Here is a 25,595-nt window from a genome sequence, read left to right on the forward strand (position 1 = left end):
CTTCCTTAGCGTTTTGCCTGCCAGATGCGGGCCTGGTAGTCGCGGATTGAGCGGTCAGAGCTGAACATGCCGCAGCGTGCGGTGTTCAGAATGCACGCCCGGGTCCAGGCTTCCTGGTCGCGGTACAGGACATCAACCTGCTTCTGCGCCTCGACGTAGCCCGCAAAGTCCGCCATCAGCAGATACGGATCGCCGCCCTGCTTGCCGATGCTGTGCAGCATCTGGTCAAACGCATGCTTGTCGCCGTCGCTGTATTTACCGCTCTCCAGCTCTTTCAGTACCGCGTCCAGCAGTTTGTCTTTTTTACGCCATTTCACCGGGTCGTAACCCTTAGCTTTAATGGCTTTCACCTCTTCCACAGTATGGCCGAAGATAAAGATGTTCTCGTCGCCCACCTGCTCGGCGATCTCTACGTTCGCGCCGTCGAGGGTTCCCACCGTCAGGGCACCGTTCAGGGCCAGCTTCATGTTGCCGGTACCGGAGGCCTCTTTACCGGCAGTAGAAATCTGCTCGGAGACGTCCGCCGCCGGGATCAGCAGCTCAGCCGCAGAGACGCAGTAATCCGGCAGGAAGACCACCTTCAGCTTGTCGCCCACCTGCGGATCGTTATTCACCGCGTCGGCCACTTTATTGATAGCGAAGATAATATTTTTTGCCAGGTAGTAGCCCGGCGCCGCTTTCGCGCCAAACAGGAACACGCGCGGCACGCGGTCGGCCTGCGGGTTCTCGCGGATCTCTTTGTAGAGCGCCAGAATGTGCAGCAGGTTCAGGTGCTGACGCTTGTACTCATGCAGACGTTTAATCTGGATATCAAAAATCGCGTTCGGGTTGATCTCAATCCCGGTGCGGGTTTTAACGAACGCCGCCAGGCGCACTTTGTTGTCCTGCTTGATGGTGCGGTACGTCTCGCGGAACGCTGCATCGTCAGCATACTTTTCCAGGTTGATCAGCTGGTCGAGATCGTTGGCCCACTCTTTGTCCAGGGAGGCGTCCAGCAGCGCGGCCAGCTTCGGGTTGCACTGTTTGATCCAGCGGCGCGGCGTGATGCCGTTGGTGACGTTGTGGAACTTGTTCGGCCACAGCTGGTGATATTCCGGGAACAGATCTTTCACCACCAGGTCGGAGTGCAGTGCCGCCACGCCGTTTACCGCAAAGCCGCTCACTACGCAGAGGTTAGCCATGCGCACCTGCTTATCGAACACCACCGCCAGCTTCGCCCAGACGGCTTTATCGCCCGGCCAGGTTTTATCCACCAACTTTTTAAACTGGTCGTTGATCTTGTTGATGATCTGCATATGGCGCGGCAGCAGGGTTTTAATCAGCTTCTCGTCCCAGCACTCCAGCGCCTCTGGCATCAGGGTGTGGTTAGTGTAGGCGAAAGTTTTGCTGGTAATGGCCCAGGCGTCGTCCCAGCTCAGCTGATGCTCGTCGATCAGCACGCGCAGCAGTTCCGGGATGGCAATGGTCGGGTGAGTATCGTTCAGCTGGATCACTTCGTAATCCGCCAGCTCGGCCAGTTTGCGGCCCGCCAGGTGATGGCGACGCAGGATATCGGCCACGGAACAGGCGCACTGGAAGTACTGCTGCATCAGGCGCAGCTTTTTACCCGCCAGATGGTTGTCGTTCGGGTAGAGGACTTTAGTCAGCTTGTCGGCGTCGATGCCCTGCTGTTCGGCACGCAGGAATTCGCCGTCGTTGAATCGGGTCAGATTGAACGGGTGAGCGTGCGTCGCCTGCCACAGGCGCAGCGGCTGTGCCACGCCGTTACGGTAGCCCAGCACCGGCAGATCCCAGGCCTGGCCGGTGATGGTGAAGCCCGGCTCCCACTGGCCCGCTTTCGTCACTTTACCGCCAATGCCCACCTGCACATCCAGCGCTTCGTTGTGACGGAACCACGGGTAGCTGCCACGATGCCAGTCATCCGGGGCTTCCATCTGCTGGCCGTCAGCGAAGGACTGACGGAACAGACCGTACTGGTAGTTCAGGCCATAGCCGGTAGCCGACTGCCCTACCGTCGCCATGGAGTCGAGGAAGCAGGCCGCCAGACGCCCCAGACCGCCGTTACCCAGCGCCGGGTCGATCTCCTCTTCCAGCAGGTCGGTCAGGTGGACGTTGTGCGTGTTCAGTACATCGCTCACCTCCTGATACCAGCCGAGGTTCAGCAGGTTGTTGCCGGTCAGGCGGCCAATCAGGAACTCCATCGAGATATAGTTGACGTGGCGCTGGCCTTTCGCCGGTTTTACCGCGGGTTGGGCGCTCAGCAGCTCTGCGAGCGCTCCGCTGACGGCCTGCCACCACTGGCGGGAGGTCATCTCTTCAGCGGCATGTAGTCCAAAACGCTGCCACTGACGCGTCAGGGCAGCCTGGAATTGAGCTTTGTTGAAAGTAGGCTGTGACATAGGGAATCTGCATCCTGTAGAGAGAAAATAAAACGTTGGTGCTAGTGTGCCTGGCTACTTATGGCTCTTCCTCCTCCTGCCGGGGATTAGGCGGGGAGGAGTAGCAGGGATGAGCGATAAAGTGTGATCGCGGCCACTTTCTGTTGCCGGAGTGTGGGGCATTGAGGATGAGATTACCGGGAAGGAAGTCAAAGAAATGAAATGCAGTTTCGACTGAAATATACCGGCAGGAAATAATTACTTACCCGACGTAATATCATTCAGAATTTACTGCCTTCCGGATTGTTATTTCAGGCAAGTTATCATTCCAGGACTTTATTAACTTTTCACAGCATTTACGATTCTATATTCCTTTTTATGCTTAACCGTCCGGCATCTCACCAGGCCAGTATCCATGCGCTTTCGGGGCTCATTTAAAAAGTTCCCTTCCCCCTTCTGACTTTTTGTGACAGAGTGCAAATTAAGGGACATAAAACCCGGACATAACTTGCAATAAAGAAGTTTCTGACCGACCTTATATGCATTAATTACGAAGCGCAAAAAAAATCAAAAATCTCGATTTCCACACAGTGAAGTGAAACCTATGTTGATTCCGTCCAAATTAAGTCGCCCGGTTCGTCTTGACCATACTGTGGTCCGCGAACGCTTGCTGGCGAAACTTTCCGGCGCGAACAATTTCCGACTGGCGCTGGTAACGAGCCCTGCCGGGTACGGCAAAACAACGCTCATTTCGCAGTGGGCATCCGGCAAAACCGATCTCGGCTGGTACTCCCTGGATGAGGGCGACAACCAGCAGGAGCGTTTTGCCAGCTATTTGATCGCTGCCGTTCAGCAGGCGACCAACGGACACTGCGTGACCAGCGAAAGCATGGTGCAAAAGCGGCAGTACGCCAGCCTCTCCTCGCTGTTCTCGCAGCTGTTTATCGAGCTGGCCGAATGGCATCGCCCGCTCTATCTGGTCATTGACGATTACCACCTGATCACCAACCCGGTTATTCATGAGTCGATGCGCTTCTTCCTGCGCCATCAGCCAGAGAACCTGACCCTGGTGATCCTGTCGCGCAATCTGCCGCAGCTGGGCATCGCCAACCTGCGCGTGCGCGACCAGCTGCTGGAAGTGGGCAGCCAGCAGCTCTCCTTCACCCATCAGGAAGCGAAGCAGTTCTTCGACTGCCGACTGAAATCCCCTATCGAGGTGGCTGAGAGCAGCCGCCTGTGCGACGACGTGGCAGGCTGGGCGACCGCCCTGCAGCTGATTGCCCTTTCCGCACGGCATAACAACAGCTCGACGCAGCAGTCCGCCCGCCGTCTGTCGGGGATCAATGCCAGCCATCTCTCCGATTATCTGGTGGATGAAGTGCTCGACAGCGTCGATCAATCCACCCGCCAGTTCCTGCTGAAAAGCTCCCTGCTGCGCTCGATGAACGATGCGCTGATTGTGCGCGTCACCGGCGAAGACAACGGCCAGATGCGCCTGGAAGAGATTGAACGTCAGGGGTTGTTCCTGCAGCGTATGGACGACTCCGGGGAATGGTTCAGCTATCACCCGCTGTTCGGCAGCTTCCTGCGCCAGCGCTGCCAGTGGGAGCTGGCGACCGAGCTGCCGGAAATCCACCGCGCCGCCGCCGAGAGCTGGATGGCGCAGGGCTTCCCGAGCGAGGCCATTCACCACGCCCTGGCAGCGGGCGACGCCCATATGCTGCGCGATATCCTGCTCAACCACGCCTGGAGCCTGTTTAATCACAGCGAGCTGGCCCTGCTGGAGGAGTCGCTCCGCGCCCTGCCGTGGGAAAGCCTGCTGGAAAATCCGCGTCTGGTGCTGCTGCAGGCCTGGCTGATGCAGAGCCAGCACCGCTACAGCGAAGTGAACACCCTGCTGGCCCGCGCCGAGCAGGAGATGAAAGGCGAGATGGACGCCGCCCTGCACGGCGAATTTAACGCCCTGCGCGCGCAGGTAGCCATCAACGACGGCGACCAGGAAGAGGCCGAGCGCCTGGCGATGGTCGCGCTGGAAGAGCTGCCGCTGGCGAACTTCTACAGCCGCATCGTTGCCACCTCGGTGCATGGCGAAGTGCTGCACTGTAAAGGCGATCTCACCCGCTCCCTGTCGCTGATGCAGCAGACCGAGCAGATGGCGCGCCGTCACGACGTCTGGCACTACGCCCTGTGGAGCCTGATCCAGCAGAGCGAAATTTTATTTGCCCAGGGCTTCCTGCAGGCCGCCTGGGAGACGCAGGAAAAAGCGTTCAACCTGATCCGCGATCAGCATCTGGAACAGCTGCCGATGCACGAGTTCCTGCTGCGCATTCGCGCCCAACTGCTGTGGGCGTGGGCACGTCTGGACGAAGCCGAAAGCACCGCCCGCATGGGGGTCAATGTGCTTTCCACCTACCAGCCGCAGCAGCAGCTGCAGTGTCTGGGCCTGCTGGTTCAGTGTTCCCTGGCGCGCGGCGATCTGGACAATGCCCGTAACCACCTTAACCGTCTGGAAAACCTGCTCGGCAACGGCCAGTACCACAGCGACTGGGTATCCAACGCCGATAAGGTGCGGGTGATCTACTGGCAGATGACCGGCGATAAGAAATCGGCGGCCAACTGGCTGCGCCAGACGCCGAAACCGGCGTTTGCCAATAACCACTTCCTGCAGAGCCAGTGGCGCAACATCGCCCGGGCGCAGATCCTGCTGGGCGAGTTTGAACCGGCAGAGATGGTGCTGGAAGAGCTGAACGAGAATGCCCGCAGCCTGCGTCTGATGAGCGATCTCAACCGCAACCTGCTGCTGCAAAACCAGCTCTACTGGCAGGCTGGCCGTAAGAATGACGCCCAGCGCGTGCTGCTGGAAGCGCTGCAGCTGGCGAACCGCACCGGGTTTATCAGCCACTTTGTGATTGAAGGCGAGACCATGGCGCAGCAGCTGCGCCAGCTTATTCAGCTCAATACCCTGCCGGAGCTGGATCAGCATCGCGCCCAGCGTATCCTGCGCGAGATTAACCAGCATCATCGCCACAAGTTTGCCCACTTTGACGAAACCTTCGTCGAGCGGCTGCTGACTCACCCGGAAGTGCCGGAGCTGATCCGCACCAGCCCGCTGACCCAGCGCGAATGGCAGGTGCTTGGGCTGATTTACTCAGGCTACAGCAATGAGCAGATTGCCGGTGAGCTGGCCGTGGCGGCCACCACCATTAAAACGCACATTCGTAATCTGTATCAGAAGCTGGGGGTTGCCCACCGTCAGGATGCGGTACAGCATGCGCAGCAGCTGTTGAAGATGATGGGGTATGGGGTGTAATGCATCGCCCGGCGGCGCTACGCTTGCCGGGCCTACGCTTTGTAGGTCGGGTAAGCGCAGCGCCACCCGACACCACAGTCAGCACAGTTCTAACTGCACATTATTGTCTTTAATTACCTGCAACACTCCCGCCGGCGGCATCACGTCCGTATAGACCGCATTCACCATGCTGATGCTGCCCATATTCACCATCGCGTTACGGCCAAACTTGGAGTGATCCACCACCAGCATGACGTGGCGCGAGTTCTCAATGATGGCCCGCTTGGTGCGCACTTCGTGGTAGTCAAACTCCAGCAGCGAGCCGTCCGTATCGATGCCGCTGATCCCCAGAATGCCAAAGTCGAGGCGGAACTGGGAGATGAAGTCGAGGGTCGCCTCACCGATAATGCCGCCGTCACGGCTGCGCAGCTCACCGCCTGCCAGAATGATGCGAAAATCCTCTTTCTGCATCAGGGTGGTGGCCACGTTCAGGTTGTTGGTCACGATGCGCAGGTTTTCATGGCCGAGCAGAGCATGGGCCACCGCTTCCGGCGTGGTGCCGATGTCGATAAACAGCGTCGCGCCGTTGGGGATCTGGCTCGCCACTTTACGGGCGATGCGCTCCTTCTCGGAGGTCTGCGTCGCTTTGCGGTCGTGCCAGGAGGTGTTTACTGAACTGGACGGCAGCGCCGCGCCGCCGTGGTGGCGCAGAATGCGGTTCTGATCGGCCAGGTCGTTAAGGTCGCGGCGGATGGTCTGCGGGCTAACGGCAAACTGCTCCACCAGCTCTTCGGTACTGACGTATCCCTGCTTTTTCACCAGATCGATAATGGCGTCGTGACGTTGTGTTTGTTTCATCGGAGTTCCCTGCCAGAATTATGTTCGTTTTCGCGCATTTAGCGTATCGGCAAACGCCATCGCCAGCCCGACCGCCAGCCCGGCCACGTGGGCGCCGTTGGCAATCGCCATTCCAAACAGATCGAACCATCCGGCAATAATCCAGATTAACGCAAAGGTCATCAACCCGCGCTGCAGGTAGATACCGCTCTCGGGATCGCGCTCGCCGCGCAGCCAGACGTAACCCATCAGCGCGTAAACCACGCCGGAAAGCCCACCGAACCACGGACCGCCAAACTTATGCTGGATAAAGCCGCTGAGCAGCGCGCTGATAAGGGTGAGCACGATAAGCTTGCCGCTGCCGAGCCGCTTCTCCACCGCCCCGCCGAGATACCACCACCACAGCAGGTTAAAGAGAATATGCAGGAACGAGAAGTGCATCAGCGCGTGGGTAAAGTAGCGCCAGAATTCGAACTCCACCGAGGCGTCATACGGCCAGGACAGCATCAGCATCACCTGCTGATCCCCCGCCACGCTCATCATAATGAAGACCAGGATACAGGCCGCCATTAACCCCAGGGTGAACGGCCCCGCGCGTTCGCGCACGGTGGCAAGAAAAGGAAAGCGCTGGTAGCGCAGGCCGCTGCCGGTATGGCCGGACTGCCAGCTTGCCGCCAGATAGCGCGCATCGCCGGGGTTTTCCAGAAAACGCGCCAGTTCAGCGTTAACCCGGCTGGCCTGGCTCTCATCCGCCAGCCAGACGTCGGTTTGCGTATGTTGTTGAATAGTGAGGATGACCCCCTGCGTCGCCATATAGTCGACAAACGCCTGGGCCACGCGCGGGTTGTTAAAAGAGGTAATCAGTAGCATCGGCGGCAGTCGCTTATTCCACACAAAAGGGGACAGTATATACCCTAAATGCCGGCGTGCTCGACTTCTGCCGGGAAATGACGGTGCCAGGCATCGAATCCACCGTCCACGCTGTAAACCGCGTCATAGCCCTGCTGCAGCAGATACTGCGCCGCACCTTTGCTGCTGTTGCCGTGATAGCACATCACCATCACCGGGGTATCGAAATCGTGGTCGCGCATAAACTCGCTGAGGGAGGCGTTGGTCAGATGGAATGCGCCCGGCGTGTGGCCCATCGCAAAACTTTGCGGATCGCGAATATCCACCAGCACCGCCGTGCCCTGGTGCATCTTCTGATGGGCTTCTTCTACGTTAATACATTCAAATTGTTCCATAGTGTTCTCTTTCATCGAGTGCAAATTCATTTCCCCTCACCCCGGCCCTCTCCCTCAGGGAGAGGGAGCAAACCATCCCCTCGCCCCTCTGGGGAGAGGGTTAGGGTGAGGGGAAAAATATACCGCGTAGTGTACGTCGTGGCGGCGGGTAAACGCCATTATGTTAGCTCTATCACTCAAAATTGTTTTTTTGATGTTACAAAAATCCATTTCCTTTGCTAATATGAGCGATATCGAACATTTGTGAGCTTTAACGAAAGTGCGTGAGGATACAATGGAAACCAAAGATCTGATTGTTATCGGTGGCGGAATTAACGGGGCGGGCATTGCGGCTGACGCTGCCGGACGCGGGCTATCTGTCCTGATGCTGGAAGCGCAGGATCTCGCCTGTGCCACCTCCTCCGCCAGCTCCAAACTGATTCACGGTGGCCTGCGTTACCTGGAACATTACGAGTTCCGCCTGGTGAGTGAAGCCCTGGCCGAACGTGAAGTGCTGCTGAAAATGGCCCCGCATATCGCCACGCCAATGCGTTTTCGCCTCCCGCACCGCCCGCATCTGCGTCCGGCATGGATGATCCGCATTGGTCTGTTTATGTACGACCATCTGGGCAAACGCACCAGCCTGCCGGCCTCTGCGGGTGTGCGTTTTGGCGCAGATTCCGTGCTGAAGCCTGAAATCGTGCGCGGATTCGAATATTCCGACTGCTGGGTGGACGATGCCCGTCTGGTGCTCGCCAACGCGCAGATGGTTGAGCGCAAAGGCGGCGAGGTCAAAACCCGCACCCGGGCCGTTTCGGCGCGTCGGGAAAAAGGGCTGTGGATCGTTGAAGCCGAAGATATCGATACCGGCGAGCGTTTCAGCTGGCAGGCGCGTGGGCTGGTTAACGCCACCGGTCCGTGGGTAAAACACTTCTTTGACCACGGGATGCAGCTGCCGTCGCCATACGGTATCCGTCTCATCAAGGGCAGCCATATCGTGGTGCCGCGCGTGCACACCCAGAAGCAGGCCTACATTCTGCAGAACGAAGACAAACGTATCGTGTTTGTGATCCCGTGGATGGATGAGTTCTCCATCATCGGCACCACCGACGTGGAGTACAAAGGCGATCCGAAGAACGTCGAGATCGACGAGAGCGAAATCAGCTATCTGCTGAAGGTTTATAACGCGCACTTTAAGAAGACGCTGACGCGCGACGACGTGGTCTGGAGCTACTCCGGCGTGCGTCCGCTGTGCGATGACGAGTCTGACTCACCGCAGGCCATCACCCGCGACTACACGCTTGATATTCATGATGACCAGGGCAACGCGCCGCTGCTGTCGGTGTTTGGCGGCAAGCTGACTACCTACCGTAAGCTGGCGGAGCATGCGATGGAAAAACTGGCCCCGTACTATAAGGGTATCGGCCCGGCATGGACCAAAGGGGCAGTATTGCCTGGCGGCGAAATCGGCGGCAACCGCGATGACTACGCGGCCAGACTGCGCCGTCGCTATCCGTTTATCAGCGAATCCATGGCCCGCCACTTTGCCCGCACCTACGGCAGCAACAGCGAGCTGATCCTGAACGAGGCGAAAGATCTGACCGATCTGGGCGAACATTTTGGTCATGAGTTCTATGAGGCGGAGCTGCGTTATCTGGCCGACCACGAGTGGGTACGCCGCGCGGACGATGCGCTGTGGCGTCGCACTAAAGAGGGGATGTGGCTGAACGCGGAGCAGCAGTCCCGCGTGGCGCTGTGGCTGGCGGAACGTGTGGGAAAGCGTGAGCTGTCGTTAGCGTCGTAATGTGAGTAAAGCCGAAAAGTAGGCCGGGTAAGGCGAAGCCGCCACCCGGCTTTTTTTCTGGCGCGACCCTCTCCCACAGGGAGAGGGTGCAAACACTAAAAAAGGCAACTGTTGTTGCCTTTTTGCTTTTATAACCGCACCGGTTTGATATGCCAGATGTTCTCGGCATACTCCTGGATGGTGCGATCCGACGAGAAGTAGCCCATGTTGGCGATGTTGTGCATCGCTTTGGTGGCCCACTCTTCCGGCTTACGGTACAGCTCGTCGACACGATCCTGGCAATCCACATAGCTACGGTAGTCCGCCAGCACCTGGTAGTGATCCCCGAAGTTAATCAGCGAATCCACCAGGTCGCGATAACGGCCAGGCTCGTCCGGGTTAAAGACCCCGGTGGCAATCTGGGTCAGTACCTGACGAAGCTCTTCATCCTTCTCGTAATAGTCACGCGGAGAGTACCCCTTCGCACGCAGGGCCTCCACCTCTTCCGTGGTGTTACCGAAGATAAAGATATTCTCTTCCCCCACGTGCTCCAGCATCTCGACGTTGGCGCCGTCGAGCGTGCCGATGGTCAGCGCGCCGTTCAGGGCAAACTTCATGTTACTGGTGCCGGAGGCCTCGGTGCCTGCGGTAGAGATCTGCTCAGAGAGGTCCGCCGCGGGAATGATCAGCTGCGCCAGGCTCACGCTGTAGTTCGGGATGAAGACGACCTTCAGCTTGTCACCAATCTGCGGATCGTTGTTGATCACCTTCGCCACGTCGTTGATCAGATGGATGATGTGCTTCGCCATGTAGTAGGCCGAGGCCGCTTTACCGGCGAAGATGTTGACGCGCGGCACCCAGTCGGCATCCGGCTCGGCCTTGATGCGGTTGTAGCGGGTGATCACGTGCAGCACGTTCATCAGCTGACGCTTGTACTCGTGAATACGTTTGATCTGCACGTCGAACAGCGCTTTCGGGTTGGCTACCACGTTCAGGTGTAGCGCCATCCACACCGCCAGCCGCTTTTTGTTCAGCAGCTTGGCATCGCGCACCGCTTTATTCACCGTCGGGAAGTCAGCGTGCTGTTCCAGCTCGCTCAGCTGGCTTAAATCGGTGCGCCAGGTGCGGCCGATGTTCTCGTCCAGCACCTCGGAGAGCGGCTGGTTCGCCAGCGCCAGCCAGCGGCGTGGCGTTACGCCGTTGGTAACGTTGCAGAACCGCATCGGGAAGATTTTGGCAAAGTCGGCAAACAGCGACTGCACCATCAGGTTAGAGTGCAGCTCAGACACGCCGTTGACCTTGTGGCTGATCACCACCGCCAGCCACGCCATGCGCACCCGGCGGCCATTCGATTCATCAATAATCGAGGTGCGGCTCAGCAGGCCGGTGTCGTGCGGATACTGCTCCTGCAAGGTTTTCAGGAAGAAGTCGTTAATCTCAAAGATGATCTGCAGGTGGCGCGGCAGGATCTTGCCCAGCATATCCACCGGCCAGGTTTCCAGCGCTTCGCTCATCAACGTATGGTTGGTGTAGGAGAAGACCTGGCAGGTCACCTCGAACGCCTCGTTCCAGCTGAACTTATGCTCGTCAATCAACACGCGCATCAGCTCCGGAATCGACAGCACCGGGTGAGTGTCATTGAGGTGAATCGCGGTTTTCTCCGCCAGATTGGCGTAGGTTTTGTGCAGCTGATAGTGACGGTTCAGGATATCCTGAATGGTCGCAGAGACCAGGAAGTACTCCTGACGCAAACGCAGCTCGCGCCCCGAGTAGGTGGAGTCGTCCGGGTAAAGTACACGGGAGACGTTCTCGGAGTGGTTTTTGTCTTCCACCGCCGCGAAGTAGTCGCCCTGGTTAAATTTACCCAGGTTGATCTCGCTACTGGCCTGGGCGTTCCACAGGCGCAGCGTGTTGGTAGCGTCGGTGTCGTAGCCGGGGATAATCTGATCGTACGCCACGGCCAGGATCTCTTCGGTCTCGACCCAGCGGCTCTTCTTGCCTTCCTGCTGAATACGACCACCAAAGCGGACTTTATAGCGGGTGTTGTGGCGCTTGAACTCCCACGGGTTACCGTACTCCAGCCAGTAGTCCGGGGACTCTTTCTGTCGGCCATCGACGATGTTCTGCTTGAACATGCCGTAATCGTAGCGAATGCCGTAGCCACGCCCCGGCAGAGCGAGGGTCGCCAGCGAATCCAGGAAGCAGGCCGCCAGACGCCCCAGACCGCCGTTGCCGAGGCCGGGGTCGTTCTCTTCGTCAATCAGCTCTTCTAAATCGAGCCCCATCTCTTCCAGCGCGGTTTTGACATCGTCATAGATACCCAGCGACAGCAGCGCGTTGGAAAGGGTGCGGCCAATCAAAAACTCCATCGACAGATAGTAAACCTGGCGGGTCTCCTGCGAGAGCTGGGCGCGGTTGGAGCGCAACCAGCGTTCAACCAGCCGGTCACGCACCGCAAACAGCGTGGCGTTAAGCCACTCGTGTTTATTGGCGATGACCGGATCTTTGCCGATGGTGAACATCAGCTTGTAAGCGATAGAGTGCTTTAACGCCTCAACGCTTACCGTGGGAGACGCATAGGTAAAGGGTGCATTCATATCTCTGATTCCAGCATTGTTACATCAAGCGTTGATAAAGATCGCGGTAGGACTGCGCCGCAACTTGCCAGCTAAAATCCATGGCCATCGCCTGGCGTTGAACAAAGCGCCATAAAGAAGGACGTGACCACAACACGAAGGCACGACGAATCGCGCGTAACAGCGACCAGGCATTACTGTCCTCAAAGACAAATCCGCTGGCTATTCCGTCCGCCAGGTTTTCCAGCGAGGTGTCGGATACGGTATCCGCCAGCCCGCCTGTACGACGCACCAGAGGCAAGGTGCCGTACTTCAGGCCATACAGCTGGGTTAAGCCGCAGGGCTCAAAACGGCTCGGTACCAGGATAACGTCGGCTCCGCCCATGATGCGGTGGGAGAACGCCTCGTGATAGCCAATCTGGACCCCTACCTGTCCCGGATGCTCGGCGGCGGCAGCGAGGAAGCCCTCCTGCAGCACCGGATCGCCCGCACCCAGTAGCGCCAGCTGGCCGCCCTGCTCCAGCAGGCCCGGCAGCGCTTCGAGCACCAGGTCGAGCCCTTTCTGGCTGGTCAGACGGCTCACCACCGCAAACAGCGGCACCTTGTCGTTGACCTTCAGCCCCATTGCAATCTGCAGCTGACGTTTGTTCTCGGCCTTATCCTCCACCGAGTCGCGGTTATAGCGCGCGCTCAGCAGCAGATCGGTCTCCGGGCTCCAGATTTTTTCATCCACGCCGTTGAGAATGCCCGACAGGCGGCCTTCGCGATGGCGCTGGGTCAGCAGCCCCTCCATGCCGTAGCCGAACTGCGCCTCGGTAATCTCCCGCGCGTAGGTTGGGCTCACCGCGGTGATGTGATCGGCGTAGTACAGCCCGGCCTTGAGGAACGAAATCTGCCCGTTAAACTCCAGCCCATGAATATTAAAGAACGACCATGGCAGTTCGATTTCATCCATGTGTTTGGCTAAATACATCCCCTGATACGCCAGGTTGTGCACGGTAAAGACCGATTTCGCCGGATGGCCACGCACGGCCAGATACGCGGGAGCTAACCCGGCGTGCCAGTCGTGGGCATGCACCACATCCGGACGCCAGAACGGATCCAGCCCGCAGGCCATCTCAGCGCCAACCCAGCCGAGCAGCGCGAAACGCAGCACGTTGTCGGTATAGGCAAACAGGTTGGTGTCGTGGTACGGGCTCCCTGGGCGGTCATAGAGGTGTGGGGCATCAATCAGGTAGATGCCCACGCCGTTGTAATGGCCAAACAGTAATGTGATGCGCCCGGCAAAGGTGTCGCGACGGCTGACAATCTGGGCGTCAGGGATGCCGCGACGAATATCTGGAAAAGCGGGTAACAGTACGCGAGTATCGACCCCACCGGCAATTTGCGCCGCCGGTAACGCCCCAATCACATCCGCCAACCCGCCGGTTTTCAGCAACGGGAACATCTCAGAACAAACGTGTAAAACCTGCATCATCGCTCCTGTTTGATCTGCAGTTTACGCAGCATTTCACGCGTAACCAGCACGATGCCTTCTTCTGAGCGGTAGAAACGGCGCGCGTCCTCTTCCGCATTTTCTCCAATTACCATGCCTTCCGGGATAATGCAGGCACGGTCGATAACGCAACGACGCAGGCGGCACGAGCGGCCCACCCAGACGTCGGGTAACAATACTGATGAATCAATGTTGCAGAAGGAGTTCACCCGCACGCGCGGGAACAACACCGACTGCACCACCACCGAGCCCGAGATAATGCATCCGCCGGACACCAGCGAGTTCAGCGTCATGCCGTGGCTGCCCGAGCGGTCCTGAACAAATTTTGCCGGAGGCAGGGACTCCATGTGGGTGCGGATCGGCCAGTTATGGTCGTACATGTCGAGTTCTGGCGTCACAGAGGCCAGGTCGAGGTTGGCCTTCCAGTACGCTTCCAGGGTGCCCACATCGCGCCAGTACGGTTCTGAATTCGGATCGGACTGTACGCAGGAGAGTGGGAATGGATGTGCATAGGCCATGCCAGATTTGGTGATTTTCGGAATGATATCTTTGCCGAAGTCGTGGCTGGATGTCTCGTCCTTGTCATCCTCTTCCAGCAGCTGGTAAAGGTAATCTGCATCAAAGACATAGATCCCCATACTGGCAAGCGACTTAGTGTCATCCCCCGGCATTGAAGGCGGGTTCGCAGGTTTTTCCACGAACTCGATGACTTTGTCGTTTTCATCGACCGCCATGACGCCAAACGCCGTCGCCTCCGCAACGGGCACCGGCATGCAGGCCACGGTGCAGCGCGCCCCTTTTTCGACATGGTCGATCAGCATGCGAGAGTAGTCCTGCTTGTAGATGTGGTCCCCGGCAAGGATCACCACGTACTCGGCGTCGTAGCGACGAATAATGTCGAGGTTCTGGGTGACCGCATCGGCGGTGCCGCGATACCAGTTTTCGCCGTGTACACGCTGCTGGGCAGGCAACAGATCGACAAACTCGTTCATCTCCTCACTGAAGAACGACCAGCCGCGCTGGATGTGCTGCACCAGGGTGTGGGATTGATACTGGGTGATCACGCCAATGCGGCGAATACCTGAGTTAATACAATTGGAAAGCGCAAAATCGATGATACGGAATTTACCGCCGAAGTGGACGGCGGGTTTGGCACGCTTGATCGTTAAATCTTTTAATCGGGTACCGCGTCCACCAGCAAGAATCAGGGCAACAGACTTCAATGGCAGCTGACGCGCCAACATTAGAGGGTCGTTCTTATCTAACCTAACCATGATCAACTCCTTTTATTATCATCTCTGGAATACACATACACCGTGCGCAGGCCCATGCCAGGCAGTCATAACGACCGGATTATCCTCTCCGGCAAATGGGGGGATTGCCCGCCACTCCCCTTCGGGTAAAGCAATTTCTGCGACCTCATTGGTGGCGTTGAACGTGATGAGCCAGCTATCCGAAAGCAGGATCTGCAGGCACGGCACGCCGCACTGCCACTCTTGCGCGTCCAGGGGTTGCGCCTTTCTATTCAACCAGCGAACATTGCCGTCCCCCTCTTCCCACCACTGATTTTGGGTGAGCGCCGGGATCTGCTTACGCAGATGGACAAGCGCGGCCGTAAACGCGAACAATCCCTCATTGGCCTGTTGCCAGTCCAGCCAGGTTAACGCGTTATCCTGGCAATACGCGTTGTTGTTGCCGTGCTGACTGTGGCCATGCTCATCGCCCGCCAGCAGCATCGGCGTACCCTGTGACAGCAAAAGCGTGGTCAGCAGCGCATGCACGCTCGCGCGCCGCCGTTCAATCACATCCAGATTGCCACTTAAGCCTTCAACACCATGATTAAAACTGTGGTTATTGAAGGTGCCGTCACGGTTTTCTTCGCCGTTTGCTTCATTGTGTTTCTGATTGAAACAAACGCAGTCACGCAGGGTGAATCCGTCGTGTGCCGTCAATAAATTGATCGACGCAGAAGGCAGACGCCCGTTGCGTTTAAACAGATCGCTGGATGCCGCGAAACGTCCGGCAAAGGCCCCCAGCGACAGATCGCGCGCCAGCCAGAAGCGGCGCGCCGCATCACGAAAGTGATCGTTCCACTCGGCAAACAGCGGCGGGAAATTCCCCACCTGGTAGCCGCCCGGGCCGATATCCCAGGGTTCAGCAATCAGCTTCACGCCCGAAAGTAGCGGGCAGTTTTTTATGGCCTCAAACAGCGGCGCCTGCTGGCTGTATTCCGGCGTGCGTCCCATCACCGGGGCCAGGTCAAAACGAAAACCGTCGATGTGGAAGGTTTCAACCCAGTATTTCAGGCACGCATACGCGTAGTCTGTTACCGCCGGATGGTTGAGATTGAGCGTGTTACCGCAGCCGGTCCAGTTGTAATAATCACCGTCCTCTCTTAACCAATAATAGCTAGGGTTATCAATTCCGCGCAGGGAGAACGTCGGCCCCTCAAGATCCAGCTCGGCGCTGTGGTTAAGGACGATATCCAGAATGACCTCGATACCCGCTTCGTGTAGCGCCTTCACCGCATCACGAAACTCATCTCTTGCCCGGTCAGGATGCGAGGCGTAGCGCGGCTCGAGGGCAAACATCGCCATCGGGTTATAGCCCCAGTAGTTCGTCAGGCCGAGGCGCTGCAGGCGCGGCTCGCTGGCGAAATGGGCCACCGGCAATAATTCCAGAGCCGTGATGCCAAGCTGCTTAAAGTAGGCAATCATCACCGGATGGCTGAGCGCTTTATAGGTGCCGCGGATCTCTTCCGGGATGTCAGGGTGCAAATAAGTCAGCCCTTTAACGTGGGCTTCATAGATGACCGTGCTGCCCCACGGCGTGTTGGGCGGGGCATCCTCTTCCCAGTCATAATGATCGTTGACCACCACGCTTTTCGGCGCGACGGCGGCGCTGTCCCGATGGTCCGGGGCGTCTTTGCCGCTGTGCAGAAGAACGTCATCATTCAGCGTGCCATCAACCTGATACGCGCACGGGTCGAGCAGCAGTTTCGCCGGGTTAAAGCGCAGCCCTTTTGCCGGATCCCAGGGGCCATACACCCGATAGCCATAGCGCATGCCGGGACGGGCATGTTCCAGATAGCCGTGCCAGATATCGCCGCTACGCGCCACCAGATCGTAGCGATGCTCAATGCCTTTATCGTCAAACACACAGAGTTCAACCCGATCCGCGTGGGCGGAAAAGAGCGTGAAGTTCACCCCTTTCCCGTCGTAGCACGCGCCGAGCGGGGCGGGTTTACCTGCGGTGAGTTGCGTCATTCCCCCTCCCGGACCAGCCAGATAGTGGACAGCGGCGGCAGCGTCAGGCTCAGGGATTGTGGACGGCCATGGCTCTCCTGCTCATCGCTCTGCACCAGCCCGCCGTTACCCGCATTGCTGCCGTGATAGTGCATGGAGTCGGTGTTCAGCACCTCACGCCATTTACCCGGCTGATTGATGCCGAACCGGTAGTGATGCCGCGTGACAGGCGTGAAGTTGCTGGCGACGATGATTTCGTTACCCGCTTTGTCACGACGGACAAAGATCAGCACCGAACGTTCTTTATCGTCCACCACCAGCCACTCGAAGCCGTAATCATCGAAGTCCAGCTCGTGCAGGGCTTTGTGATGACGGTAGGTATGGTTCAGGTCGCGAACCAGGCGCTGAACGCCGTGGTGCCAGTTATCGCCCCCTTCCAGCAGATGCCAGTCGAGGCTCGTATCGTGGTTCCACTCGCGGCCCTGGGCGAACTCGTTGCCCATAAACAGCAGCTTTTTGCCCGGGAAGGCGAACAACCAGCCGTAGTAGGCGCGCAGGTTGGCAAATTTCTGCCACGCGTCCCCCGGCATACGGTCGAGAATCGATTTTTTGCCGTGGACCACTTCGTCGTGGGAGAGCGGCAGAACAAAGTTTTCGGTGCCGTTATAGAGCATGCCGAAGGTCAGCTTGTCGTGGTGATACTGGCGATGCACCGGATCCAGCTTCATATAATCCAGGGTGTCGTGCATCCAGCCCAGGTTCCACTTGTACCAGAAGCCGAGGCCGCCCATTGAAGGCGGACGGGAGACGCCCGGGAAGTCGGTGGACTCTTCAGCCATCGTCACCGCGCCCGGCGACTGCTCGCCAAGAATACGGTTGGTATTACGCAGGAACTCAATCGCTTCGAGGTTTTCGCGGCCACCAAATTCGTTCGGGATCCATTCACCCTCTTTGCGGCTGTAGTCGCGATAGATCATCGACGCCACCGCATCAACGCGCAGGGCATCAATGCCGAAACGCTCGATCCAGTAGAGCGCATTGCCCACCAGATAGTTGGTCACTTCCCGGCGACCGTAGTTGTAGATCAGGGTATTCCAGTCCTGGTGATAGCCTTCCCGCGGGTCGCTGTGCTCATACAGGCTGGTGCCGTCGAACTGCGCCAGGCCAAAATCATCGGACGGGAAGTGGCCCGGTACCCAGTCGAGGATCACGTTCAGCCCGGCGGCGTGCGCGGCGTTGATAAAGTAGCGGAAGTCATCGCGGGTGCCGAAACGGCGGGTCGGAGCATACATCCCGGTGGGCTGGTAGCCCCAGCTGCCGTCGAACGGATGCTCGTTAATCGGCAGCAGCTCCAGATGGGTAAAGCCCATCCATTTCACATAGGGGATCAGCTGGTCGGCCAGCTCCCGGTAGCTGAGCCAGAAATTGTTATCGGTATGACGACGCCAGGAGCCAAGGTGGACTTCGTAAATGGAGATCGGCATATCGAACTGGTTAGCCCGGGCACGCTCTTCGCTCTGGGCGACTTTCTCCGGCAGGCCGCAAATCAGTGACGCCGTTTCCGGGCGCATCTGCGCCTCAAAGGCGTAAGGATCGGCCTTGATGCGCAGCTTGCCGTGCGCGTCGATCATCTCATATTTGTACAGCTGGCCGTTTTGCGCCCCGGGGATAAACAGCTCCCAGATGCCGGTTTCACGGCGCAGGCGCATGGGGTGGCGGCGGCCATCCCAGTAGTTGAACTGCCCCACCACGGAGACGCGTTGGGCATTCGGTGCCCAGACGGTAAAGCGGGTGCCGGTGACGCCGTCCATCGTGTCGGCGTGAGCGCCGAGGGTTTCATAAGGCCGCAGATGCGTGCCTTCCGACAGCAGCCAGGCGTCCATCTCCTGCAACAGCGGACCAAAGCGATAGGGATCGTCGATCAGATTCTGCTGACCATGCCAGATCACGGCGAGCTGATAGCGGAAGAGGTTTTTACGGCGGGCCATCACGCCAGCAAAGAAGCCGCGTGAATCGATACATTCGAGTTTACCGACCTTGCGACCGGTTTTAGGCTCAATCACCCACACTTCCGTTGCGTCAGGTAACAGTGCCCGGACTTCCAGCCCGGCGTCAGTGCGATGCATGCCAAGTACAGAAAACGGATCCGCAAAGTGACCCGCAATAAGCGCATTAATCACGTCTCTATCAATACGAACAGACATGGTGTTCATCCTGTTTTTTTAGTTGCCGCCCCTTTCGCGCGCCGGGTACGACCTTGATGTGACCTGGACGGAACAGCACACTGTGCATCCTCTCTGTTCCATCCAACCTCCAGGCGGAATATGTGGCATCCCGCCATAAAGCATAGCCAACGCTTTATATGACTCCCGAAAAATTATGGACCATTTGGCGTTTACTCCATGTAGTACGCAAAAAAAGGGGTGATAAATCACCCCTAAGTATTAAGTATTTATTACGCCAGCTGACGCAGCATTCTGCGCAGCGGCTCGGCGGCACCCCACAGGAGCTGGTCGCCGACGGTAAAGGCGGAAAGGTATTCCGGCCCCATATTGAGCTTACGCAGGCGGCCAACCGGAGTGGTTAATGTGCCGGTCACTGCCGCAGGGGTCAGCTCGCGCATGGTGATGTCGCGATCGTTTGGCACCACTTTCGCCCACTCATTGTGTGACGCGAGCAGCTCTTCCACCGTCGGGATAGACACATCTTTTTTCAGTTTGATGGTGAATGCCTGGCTGTGGCAGCGCAGCGCGCCGATGCGCACGCACAGACCGTCAACCGGGATCACGGACGAGGTACTCAGGATCTTGTTGGTCTCTGCCTGGCCTTTCCACTCTTCACGGGTCTGGCCGTTATCCAGCTGTTTGTCGATCCATGGGATCAGGCCACCGGCCAGCGGTACGCCGAAGTTATCTACCGGCAGCTCGCCGCTGCGGGTGAGCTGAGTGACTTTACGCTCGATATCGAGGATCGCGGACGCCGGGTTAGCCAGCTCGGTCGAGACGCTCTGGTGCAGCTGGCCCATCTGGGTCAGCAGCTCGCGCATATGACGCGCCCCGCCGCCGGAGGCCGCCTGGTAGGTGGCGACAGAGACCCACTCCACCAGATCCTGGGCAAACAGGCCGCCCAGCGACATCAGCATCAGGCTGACGGTGCAGTTGCCGCCCACGAAGGTTTTCACGCCTTTGTTCAGGCCGTCGGTGATGACATCCTGGTTAACCGGGTCAAGAATGATGATGGCGTCGTCTTTCATGCGCAGCGAGGAGGCCGCGTCAATCCAGTAGCCCTGCCAGCCGCTTTCACGGAGCTTTGGATAAATTTCGTTGGTATAATCGCCGCCCTGGCAGGTCACGATAATGTCCAGTGCCTTCAGCGCTTCCAGATCGAATGCATCCTGCAACGTGCCTGTGGTGCCCCCAAAGGACGGAGCAGCCTGGCCAAGCTGGGAAGTGGAGAAGAAGACCGGACGGATAGCGTCGAAATCGCGCTCTTCAACCATGCGTTGCATGAGTACAGAGCCGACCATACCGCGCCAGCCGATAAAACCAACGTTTTTCATAGCATTTTTTCCTGCAGAGGGTGTGTGCTGTTTATGCAAGCCAGTATTGAACTGGGATATGCTTCACATTACAAAATGCTGCCAAAGTCGCAAGCGAAATTAATCGATGATTGCCCGGCTATCAGAAAAAGAGCTAATCATCGGATAAACCATACAAGTATCAGGGATAATCTACGATGAGCGAAATCATTTCCGCAGCTGTTTTATTGATCCTAATTATGGATCCACTCGGAAACCTGCCAATTTTCATGTCGGTGCTGAAGCACACCGAGCCGAAGCGTCGTCGGGCCATCATGATCCGCGAGCTGCTCATCGCCCTGCTGGTGATGTTTATCTTCCTGTTTGCCGGCGAGAAAATCCTCGCGTTCCTGAATTTACGCGCTGAAACGGTTTCCATTTCCGGCGGGATTATTCTGTTCCTGATCGCCATCAAAATGATTTTCCCGAGCAGCGAAGGCAGCAGCAGCGGCCTGCCAGCGGGCGAAGAGCCGTTTATTGTGCCGCTGGCGATTCCGCTGGTCGCCGGGCCGACCATTCTGGCGACGCTGATGCTGCTGTCGCATCAGTATCCAAACCAGATGAGCCATCTGGTGATTGCCCTGTTGATAGCCTGGGGCGGGACCTTCATCATCCTGCTGCAGTCGTCGCTGTTTTTGCGCCTGCTGGGCGAGAAAGGGGTTAATGCGCTGGAACGGCTGATGGGGTTGATCCTGGTGATGATGGCGACGCAGATGTTTCTGGACGGGATTCGGGCGTGGATGAAGGGATAGCACGGACAATCCCCTCGCCCCTTTGGGGAGAGGGTTAGGGTGAGGGGAACATGCAGCAGAAGTGGTAATTCCGTTCACTTCATGTTCACCCCGGAGCCAGACGCCGGGTGGCGCTTGCGCTTACCCGGCCTACGCCCCTGCCCTCATATCCAGAAATTAAATCTTCAGCGGCGAAAATAGTCAGATAAGCACAACACCCGCAGCGGCTCCCTGGTCCGGCTGAAAATCGCTGAGTCGTTGACTGGAGGCCGGGGCGAGGCGCATGGACGCGCCGAGAGGGCATAGCCTGCATGGATGCAGGCTGGTGCCCGACCCGATAGCCGAAGGAACCGCGAAGCGGCGATTTTCTTTGCCGGGAGCCGGGGTGGTCAGGGGGGCGGCGGCAAGCCCCCCTGACACGTTCACGGGTGACGTGGCATACAGAGCAGCATTGAACGTAAGGTGAACGGAACCACCGCCGTTGCCGCATGTTCCCTGCACACACAAAAAAGCCGGGTGGCGCTTGCGCTTACCCGGCCTACGGGAACTGAATTTTTTGTAGGTCGGGTAAGGCGAAGCCGCCACCCGACAAAATAAGATCTCTGCGGCCTGATGCCCTCACCCCAACCCTCTCCCACAGGGAGAGAGAGAAAACCAGGGTTAGCTCAACAAGGTAAACGCAATCATCCCCACAATCGCCCCGGTCGTCCCGAGGATCGTCTCCATCATCGTCCAGGTCTTCAGCGTCTGCGCTTCCGTCGCTCCGGTAAATTTACCGAACAGCCAGAAACCCGCGTCATTAACGTGGGACACCACGATAGACCCGCCCGCGATACAGACAGAGAGCGCGGCCATCTGCGCGCCGGAGTAGTTCAGTTGTTCAATCACCGGCATCACCAGCCCGACGGCGGTTAAACACGCCACGGTCGCGGAGCCCTGAATGATACGCACCGCCGCCGCCAGCACGAAGCAGGTCACCGCAATCGGCAGCCCCATGCCGGTGAGCGCCCCGCCCAGTGCCGGGCCAACGCCGGAATCAACCAGCACCTGCTTGAACACCCCGCCCGCACCGATCACCAGCAGGATAATGCCCGCCGGCTGCAGCGCGTGACCGCAGATTTCCATCACGCGGTCTTTCGCCATGCCCTGGCGCATCGCCAGACCGTAAATCGCCACCAGACAGGCGACCAGGATCGCGGTGAACGGATGGCCGATAAACTCAAACCATTCATAGGCGGTAGAGCCTTCAGGTACAAAACGGGCGGCAATGGTTTTCAGCCCCACCAGCACCAGCGGCAGCAGGATCAGCGCGAGGCTAAAGCCGAAGGAGGGCATTTTGTTCTCGCCCAGATGCGGCTCGGTGACGTCATCAGGAATGTGCAACTCAACGTAACGGCTGATGAAGTTGCCCCACAGCGGACCGGCAATCAGCATGCCCGGGATCGCCGCGCACAGGCCAATCAGGATCATCCAGCCAAAGTCGGCGTGCATCTGGGATGCCAGCAGCATCGGCGCAGGCCCCGGCAGCAGAAACGCCGCCGCTGCGGCTACGCCTGCAAACAGCGGAATAACCAGCTTCACAAGGTTGGTGCCGGTATGGCGGGCCATGGAAAACGCCACGCTAATCAGCAGCACCACCGCCACCTCAAAGAACAGCGGCAGGGCGCAGATCAGACCGGCCAGACCAATGGCGTAGTGCGCCCGGCTGTGACCGAAGGATTTCAGCATTTTGACGGCGATCTGATCGACCGCCCCGGTTTCGTGCAGGATTTTGCCGAACATCGCACCAAGCGCGACCACAATCGCCAGGAAGCCTAACGTGCCTCCCATCCCTTTTTCCATGGTCGCCGCGATTTTATCGAGCGGCATTCCGGAAAAAAGACCTGCACCAACAGAAACCACCATCAAAGCAACAAAGGCGTGCATACGGGCCTTCATCACTAAAAACAGCAGCAACAGCACGGAGCCGACTGCTGTTAAAACAAGCGTTAACGTACTCAAAACTTACTGCCTTTTGTTAATGACCTCAATGGTGCTTGCTACAACACCGTCCAGCGGTTGATCGATATCCACCACCAGTACATCGCTTTCATCAGCGCCCGGTTCCTGCAGGGTTTCGAACTGCGTCACCAGCATCTGGGTTTTGAAGAAGTGCCCTTTGCGCGCTTTCAGGCGGGTTTCGATCACGTCGAAGTCGCCCTTCAGGTAGATAAAGGAGAGGTTGGCGTTACCTTCGCGCAGCTGGTCGCGGTAGGTCTTTTTCAGCGCCGAGCAGACGATCAGCGACACTTTATTGGTGCGCTGCATGGCAAATGCGGCGTCGTTCAGCGCCTGCAGCCAGGGTTTACGATCGTCGTCGTTCAGCGGCTCACCGGAGGCCATTTTGGTGATGTTGCTGCGCGGGTGGAGAAAGTCTCCATCAAGGAACGCAGCATGAATTTGATGCGCCACTTCGCTGGCAACGGCAGACTTACCGCTACCGGAAACGCCCATCAGGACATAAACGTGGTGATCAGGATTAGTGGTGCTCAAGGTATGTCCCTCAGTCAATTGTTACGGGTAACAGTTATCGGTAACATTGTCCTGCCGGGGCTGACGAGAAGCAATATCCAAACGTGCGCGAAGTGAATAAGTGTGAGCTAGTTCAAACTTGTCAGACTAAATAGATCCACCTGGTGACAGCGTGAAACCTAAATCTAACATTTTAGGCGTCACGGTCTCACCGCGAATGCGCGCCAGCAGGCGTTCTGCACCGATACGGCCCATGCGCTCACGCGGCGTCAGGACGCTCGCCAGACGCGGCTCCATCACCTGGCCGATATCATGACCGTGGAAACCGGCAATCGCCATATCCTGCGGGATGGAAAGCCCCAGACGCTGGCATTCGAAAGCGGCGCCCACCGCGAGGTCATCGTTGGTACAGAAGATGCCATCAAGCTGCGGATATTCACGACGCGCCTGACGCATCAGCTCAATGCCGGAGGTGTAGGAAGAGGACTGCTCTACCATCACACTGTACGGCGTTAAGTTCGCGTCGAGCATCGCCTGCTCGTACCCCTTCTGTTTGATGATAGTACGTTCATCCAGACGTGCGCCAAGATAGGCCACATGACGATGGCCGCGGGCGATGATCGCCGCCGTCATCTGGCGTGCGGCTTCAAAGTTGTCGAATCCGACCGCGATATCGAGACAAGGCGACTGGCTGTCCATCAGTTCGACCACCGGAATACCTGCCACTTCGATCATCTTCAGCGTGCGAGGGGTATGGGTGCGTTCGGTGAGGATCAGGCCGTCAATGTTCCAGGAGAGCATCGACTCCAGACGCTCCTCTTCCAGCTCCGGCTTATAACCGTAGTGGGCGAGCATGGTCTGATAGCCAAAGGCGTCGGTCACGCTTTCAATGCCGCGAAGCACTTCGGCGAAAACCTGGTTGGTCAGGGAAGGAAGCAGGACACCCACCGCGCGGCTGGTGGCGTTGGAGAGAATATCCGGGGCGCGGTTAGGAATATAACCCAGTTCATCGAGAGCAGCGGCAATCTTGCCACGTAACGCCACGGAGACCTGCTCCGGGTTACGTAAGAAACGGCTGACCGTCATTTTAGTCACACCGACGCGATCGGCTACATCCTGAAGTACGGGTCTTTTCTTTTTCATCGTCCTGAGAGAAATCGGTAGCAATAGATTTCCTCAGTTTATCACGGACAAAGACCAACCTTCCCCTGCGAAAGGAGAAGGCTGGAAATTATTTGTGATTTAGACCGGCGGCAGGTCGAACAGCAGGATTTCAGCCGCGCTGTCGGCATGCACAGAGATCGCCTGCTCATCCCAGACAGCCAGACCGTCGCTGGTGGTGGCTTTGGTGCCGTTGATGGTCACATCGCCTTTCACCACCTGGATCCACACTTTGCGGTTGGCGGCAATCTGGTGCACAGACTGCTCGTCTTTCGCCAGCGCCCAGCGGTAAAGCTCCATATCCTGATGCACTTTCAGCGAGCCGTCACGGGCATCCGGAGACAGAACCAGCTGTTTGCCCTGCTCGGCGTCAAAGCGGCGCTGCTCGTAGCGCGGGGTGATGCCTTTCGCTTCCGGAATGATCCAGATCTGGTACAGACGCAGACGGTCGGTTTTGCTTGGGTTGTATTCGGAGTGACGTACCCCGGTACCCGCGCTCATAATCTGGAACTCACCCGCCGGAACCTGCTCTTTGTTACCCATGCTGTCCTGGTGCTCAACCGCGCCGTCCAGAACGTAGGTCAGGATTTCCATGTCTTTGTGCGGGTGGGTACCAAAGCCCTGGCCCGCATCAATGACGTCATCGTTAATCACTCGCAGCGCCGAGAAGCCCATAAAATTCGGGTCGTAATAATCGGCGAACGAGAAGCTGTGCCATGAGTCCAGCCAGCCATGGTTTGCGTGACCGCGGTCGTTTGCTTTGCGTAAGAAGATCATCGTTTTTACCCT

17 protein-coding genes are annotated in these 25,595 nt (G+C 58.0%); 3 read left to right on the plus strand and 14 right to left on the minus strand.

Going from position 1 to position 25,595, the window contains the following annotated elements; genetic code table 11:
* Positions 1-5 precede the first annotated feature (5 nt).
* Complete coding sequence (malP, locus tag NB069_RS20480) at positions 6-2,399, minus strand: maltodextrin phosphorylase (RefSeq protein ID WP_250586430.1); 2,394 nt, start codon at positions 2,397-2,399, stop codon at positions 6-8.
* Positions 2,400-2,982: 583 nt separating this feature from the next.
* Between malP and malT the strand changes: the two genes are divergently transcribed.
* Positions 2,983-5,688 (plus strand): HTH-type transcriptional regulator MalT, encoded by a 2,706-nt coding sequence (gene malT / locus NB069_RS20485; protein ID WP_250586431.1) that lies wholly within the window; start codon positions 2,983-2,985, stop codon positions 5,686-5,688.
* A gap of 78 nt (positions 5,689-5,766) precedes the next feature.
* Here the strand turns inward: malT and NB069_RS20490 are convergent, their stop codons facing one another.
* From NB069_RS20490 to glpE, 3 genes are read right to left on the minus strand one after another with little or no spacing between them, the layout of a single operon-like run.
* On the minus strand, positions 5,767-6,525 hold the full coding sequence (locus NB069_RS20490) for a DeoR/GlpR family transcriptional regulator (RefSeq protein WP_250586432.1): 759 nt from the start codon (positions 6,523-6,525) through the stop codon (positions 5,767-5,769).
* A gap of 18 nt (positions 6,526-6,543) precedes the next feature.
* A complete protein-coding gene (gene glpG, locus NB069_RS20495; RefSeq protein WP_250586433.1) occupies positions 6,544-7,374 on the minus strand; it encodes a rhomboid family intramembrane serine protease GlpG in 831 nt (276 codons plus the stop codon).
* A gap of 44 nt (positions 7,375-7,418) precedes the next feature.
* On the minus strand, positions 7,419-7,748 hold the full coding sequence (gene glpE, locus NB069_RS20500; RefSeq protein WP_250586434.1) for a thiosulfate sulfurtransferase GlpE: 330 nt from the start codon (positions 7,746-7,748) through the stop codon (positions 7,419-7,421).
* A gap of 274 nt (positions 7,749-8,022) precedes the next feature.
* Here glpE and glpD point away from each other — a divergent pair, with 274 nt between their 5' ends.
* Complete coding sequence (glpD, locus tag NB069_RS20505) at positions 8,023-9,531, plus strand: glycerol-3-phosphate dehydrogenase (protein WP_250586435.1); 1,509 nt, start codon at positions 8,023-8,025, stop codon at positions 9,529-9,531.
* Between the two features lie 128 nt (positions 9,532-9,659).
* Here glpD and glgP read toward each other — a convergent pair whose 3' ends face one another.
* From glgP to asd, 6 genes are all read right to left on the minus strand, one after another.
* Complete coding sequence (gene glgP / locus NB069_RS20510; protein ID WP_250586436.1) at positions 9,660-12,107, minus strand: glycogen phosphorylase; 2,448 nt, start codon at positions 12,105-12,107, stop codon at positions 9,660-9,662.
* 19 nt (positions 12,108-12,126) lie between these two features.
* Entirely contained in the window at positions 12,127-13,560 is a 1,434-nt protein-coding gene (gene glgA, locus NB069_RS20515) for a glycogen synthase GlgA (protein WP_250586437.1), read from the minus strand.
* The gene (glgC, locus tag NB069_RS20520; RefSeq protein ID WP_250586438.1) at positions 13,560-14,855 is read right to left on the minus strand and encodes a glucose-1-phosphate adenylyltransferase; all 1,296 of its coding nucleotides are present in this window, start codon (positions 14,853-14,855) and stop codon (positions 13,560-13,562) included. Before glgC ends, glgA begins: the two co-directional genes overlap by 1 nt.
* 18 nt (positions 14,856-14,873) lie before the next feature.
* Positions 14,874-16,847, minus strand: coding sequence for a glycogen debranching protein GlgX (gene glgX / locus NB069_RS20525; protein ID WP_250586439.1), 1,974 nt, complete (start codon positions 16,845-16,847; stop codon positions 14,874-14,876).
* Positions 16,844-19,030, minus strand: coding sequence for a 1,4-alpha-glucan branching enzyme (gene glgB, locus NB069_RS20530; RefSeq protein WP_250586440.1), 2,187 nt, complete (start codon positions 19,028-19,030; stop codon positions 16,844-16,846). The genes glgX and glgB overlap by 4 nt, the downstream gene beginning before the upstream one ends.
* 251 nt (positions 19,031-19,281) lie before the next feature.
* On the minus strand, positions 19,282-20,385 hold the full coding sequence (gene asd, locus NB069_RS20535; protein ID WP_250586441.1) for an aspartate-semialdehyde dehydrogenase: 1,104 nt from the start codon (positions 20,383-20,385) through the stop codon (positions 19,282-19,284).
* A 176-nt stretch (positions 20,386-20,561) separates the two neighbouring features.
* Between asd and NB069_RS20540 the strand changes: the two genes are divergently transcribed.
* Positions 20,562-21,155: a YhgN family NAAT transporter gene (locus NB069_RS20540; RefSeq protein ID WP_032614883.1), complete on the plus strand. Its 594-nt coding sequence runs from the start codon at positions 20,562-20,564 to the stop codon at positions 21,153-21,155.
* Between the two features lie 639 nt (positions 21,156-21,794).
* Here NB069_RS20540 and gntU read toward each other — a convergent pair.
* The 4 genes from gntU to NB069_RS20560 all read right to left on the minus strand — a co-directional run bounded on the left by gntU (position 21,795) and on the right by NB069_RS20560 (position 25,583).
* Positions 21,795-23,135, minus strand: coding sequence for a gluconate transporter (gntU, locus tag NB069_RS20545; RefSeq protein ID WP_250586442.1), 1,341 nt, complete (start codon positions 23,133-23,135; stop codon positions 21,795-21,797).
* Between the two features lie 3 nt (positions 23,136-23,138).
* Positions 23,139-23,666, minus strand: coding sequence for a gluconokinase (gene gntK, locus NB069_RS20550; protein ID WP_039032525.1), 528 nt, complete (start codon positions 23,664-23,666; stop codon positions 23,139-23,141).
* 126 nt (positions 23,667-23,792) lie between these two features.
* Positions 23,793-24,788, minus strand: a complete 996-nt coding sequence (gntR, locus tag NB069_RS20555) for a gluconate operon transcriptional repressor GntR (protein WP_039032524.1) — start codon at positions 24,786-24,788, stop codon at positions 23,793-23,795.
* Between the two features lie 99 nt (positions 24,789-24,887).
* The gene (locus NB069_RS20560; RefSeq protein WP_250586443.1) at positions 24,888-25,583 is read right to left on the minus strand and encodes a pirin family protein; all 696 of its coding nucleotides are present in this window, start codon (positions 25,581-25,583) and stop codon (positions 24,888-24,890) included.
* Positions 25,584-25,595 lie beyond the last annotated feature (12 nt).

This window comes from Leclercia adecarboxylata, assembly GCF_023639785.1.
Taxonomy (GTDB): Bacteria; Pseudomonadota; Gammaproteobacteria; order Enterobacterales; family Enterobacteriaceae; genus Enterobacter; species Enterobacter adecarboxylatus_D.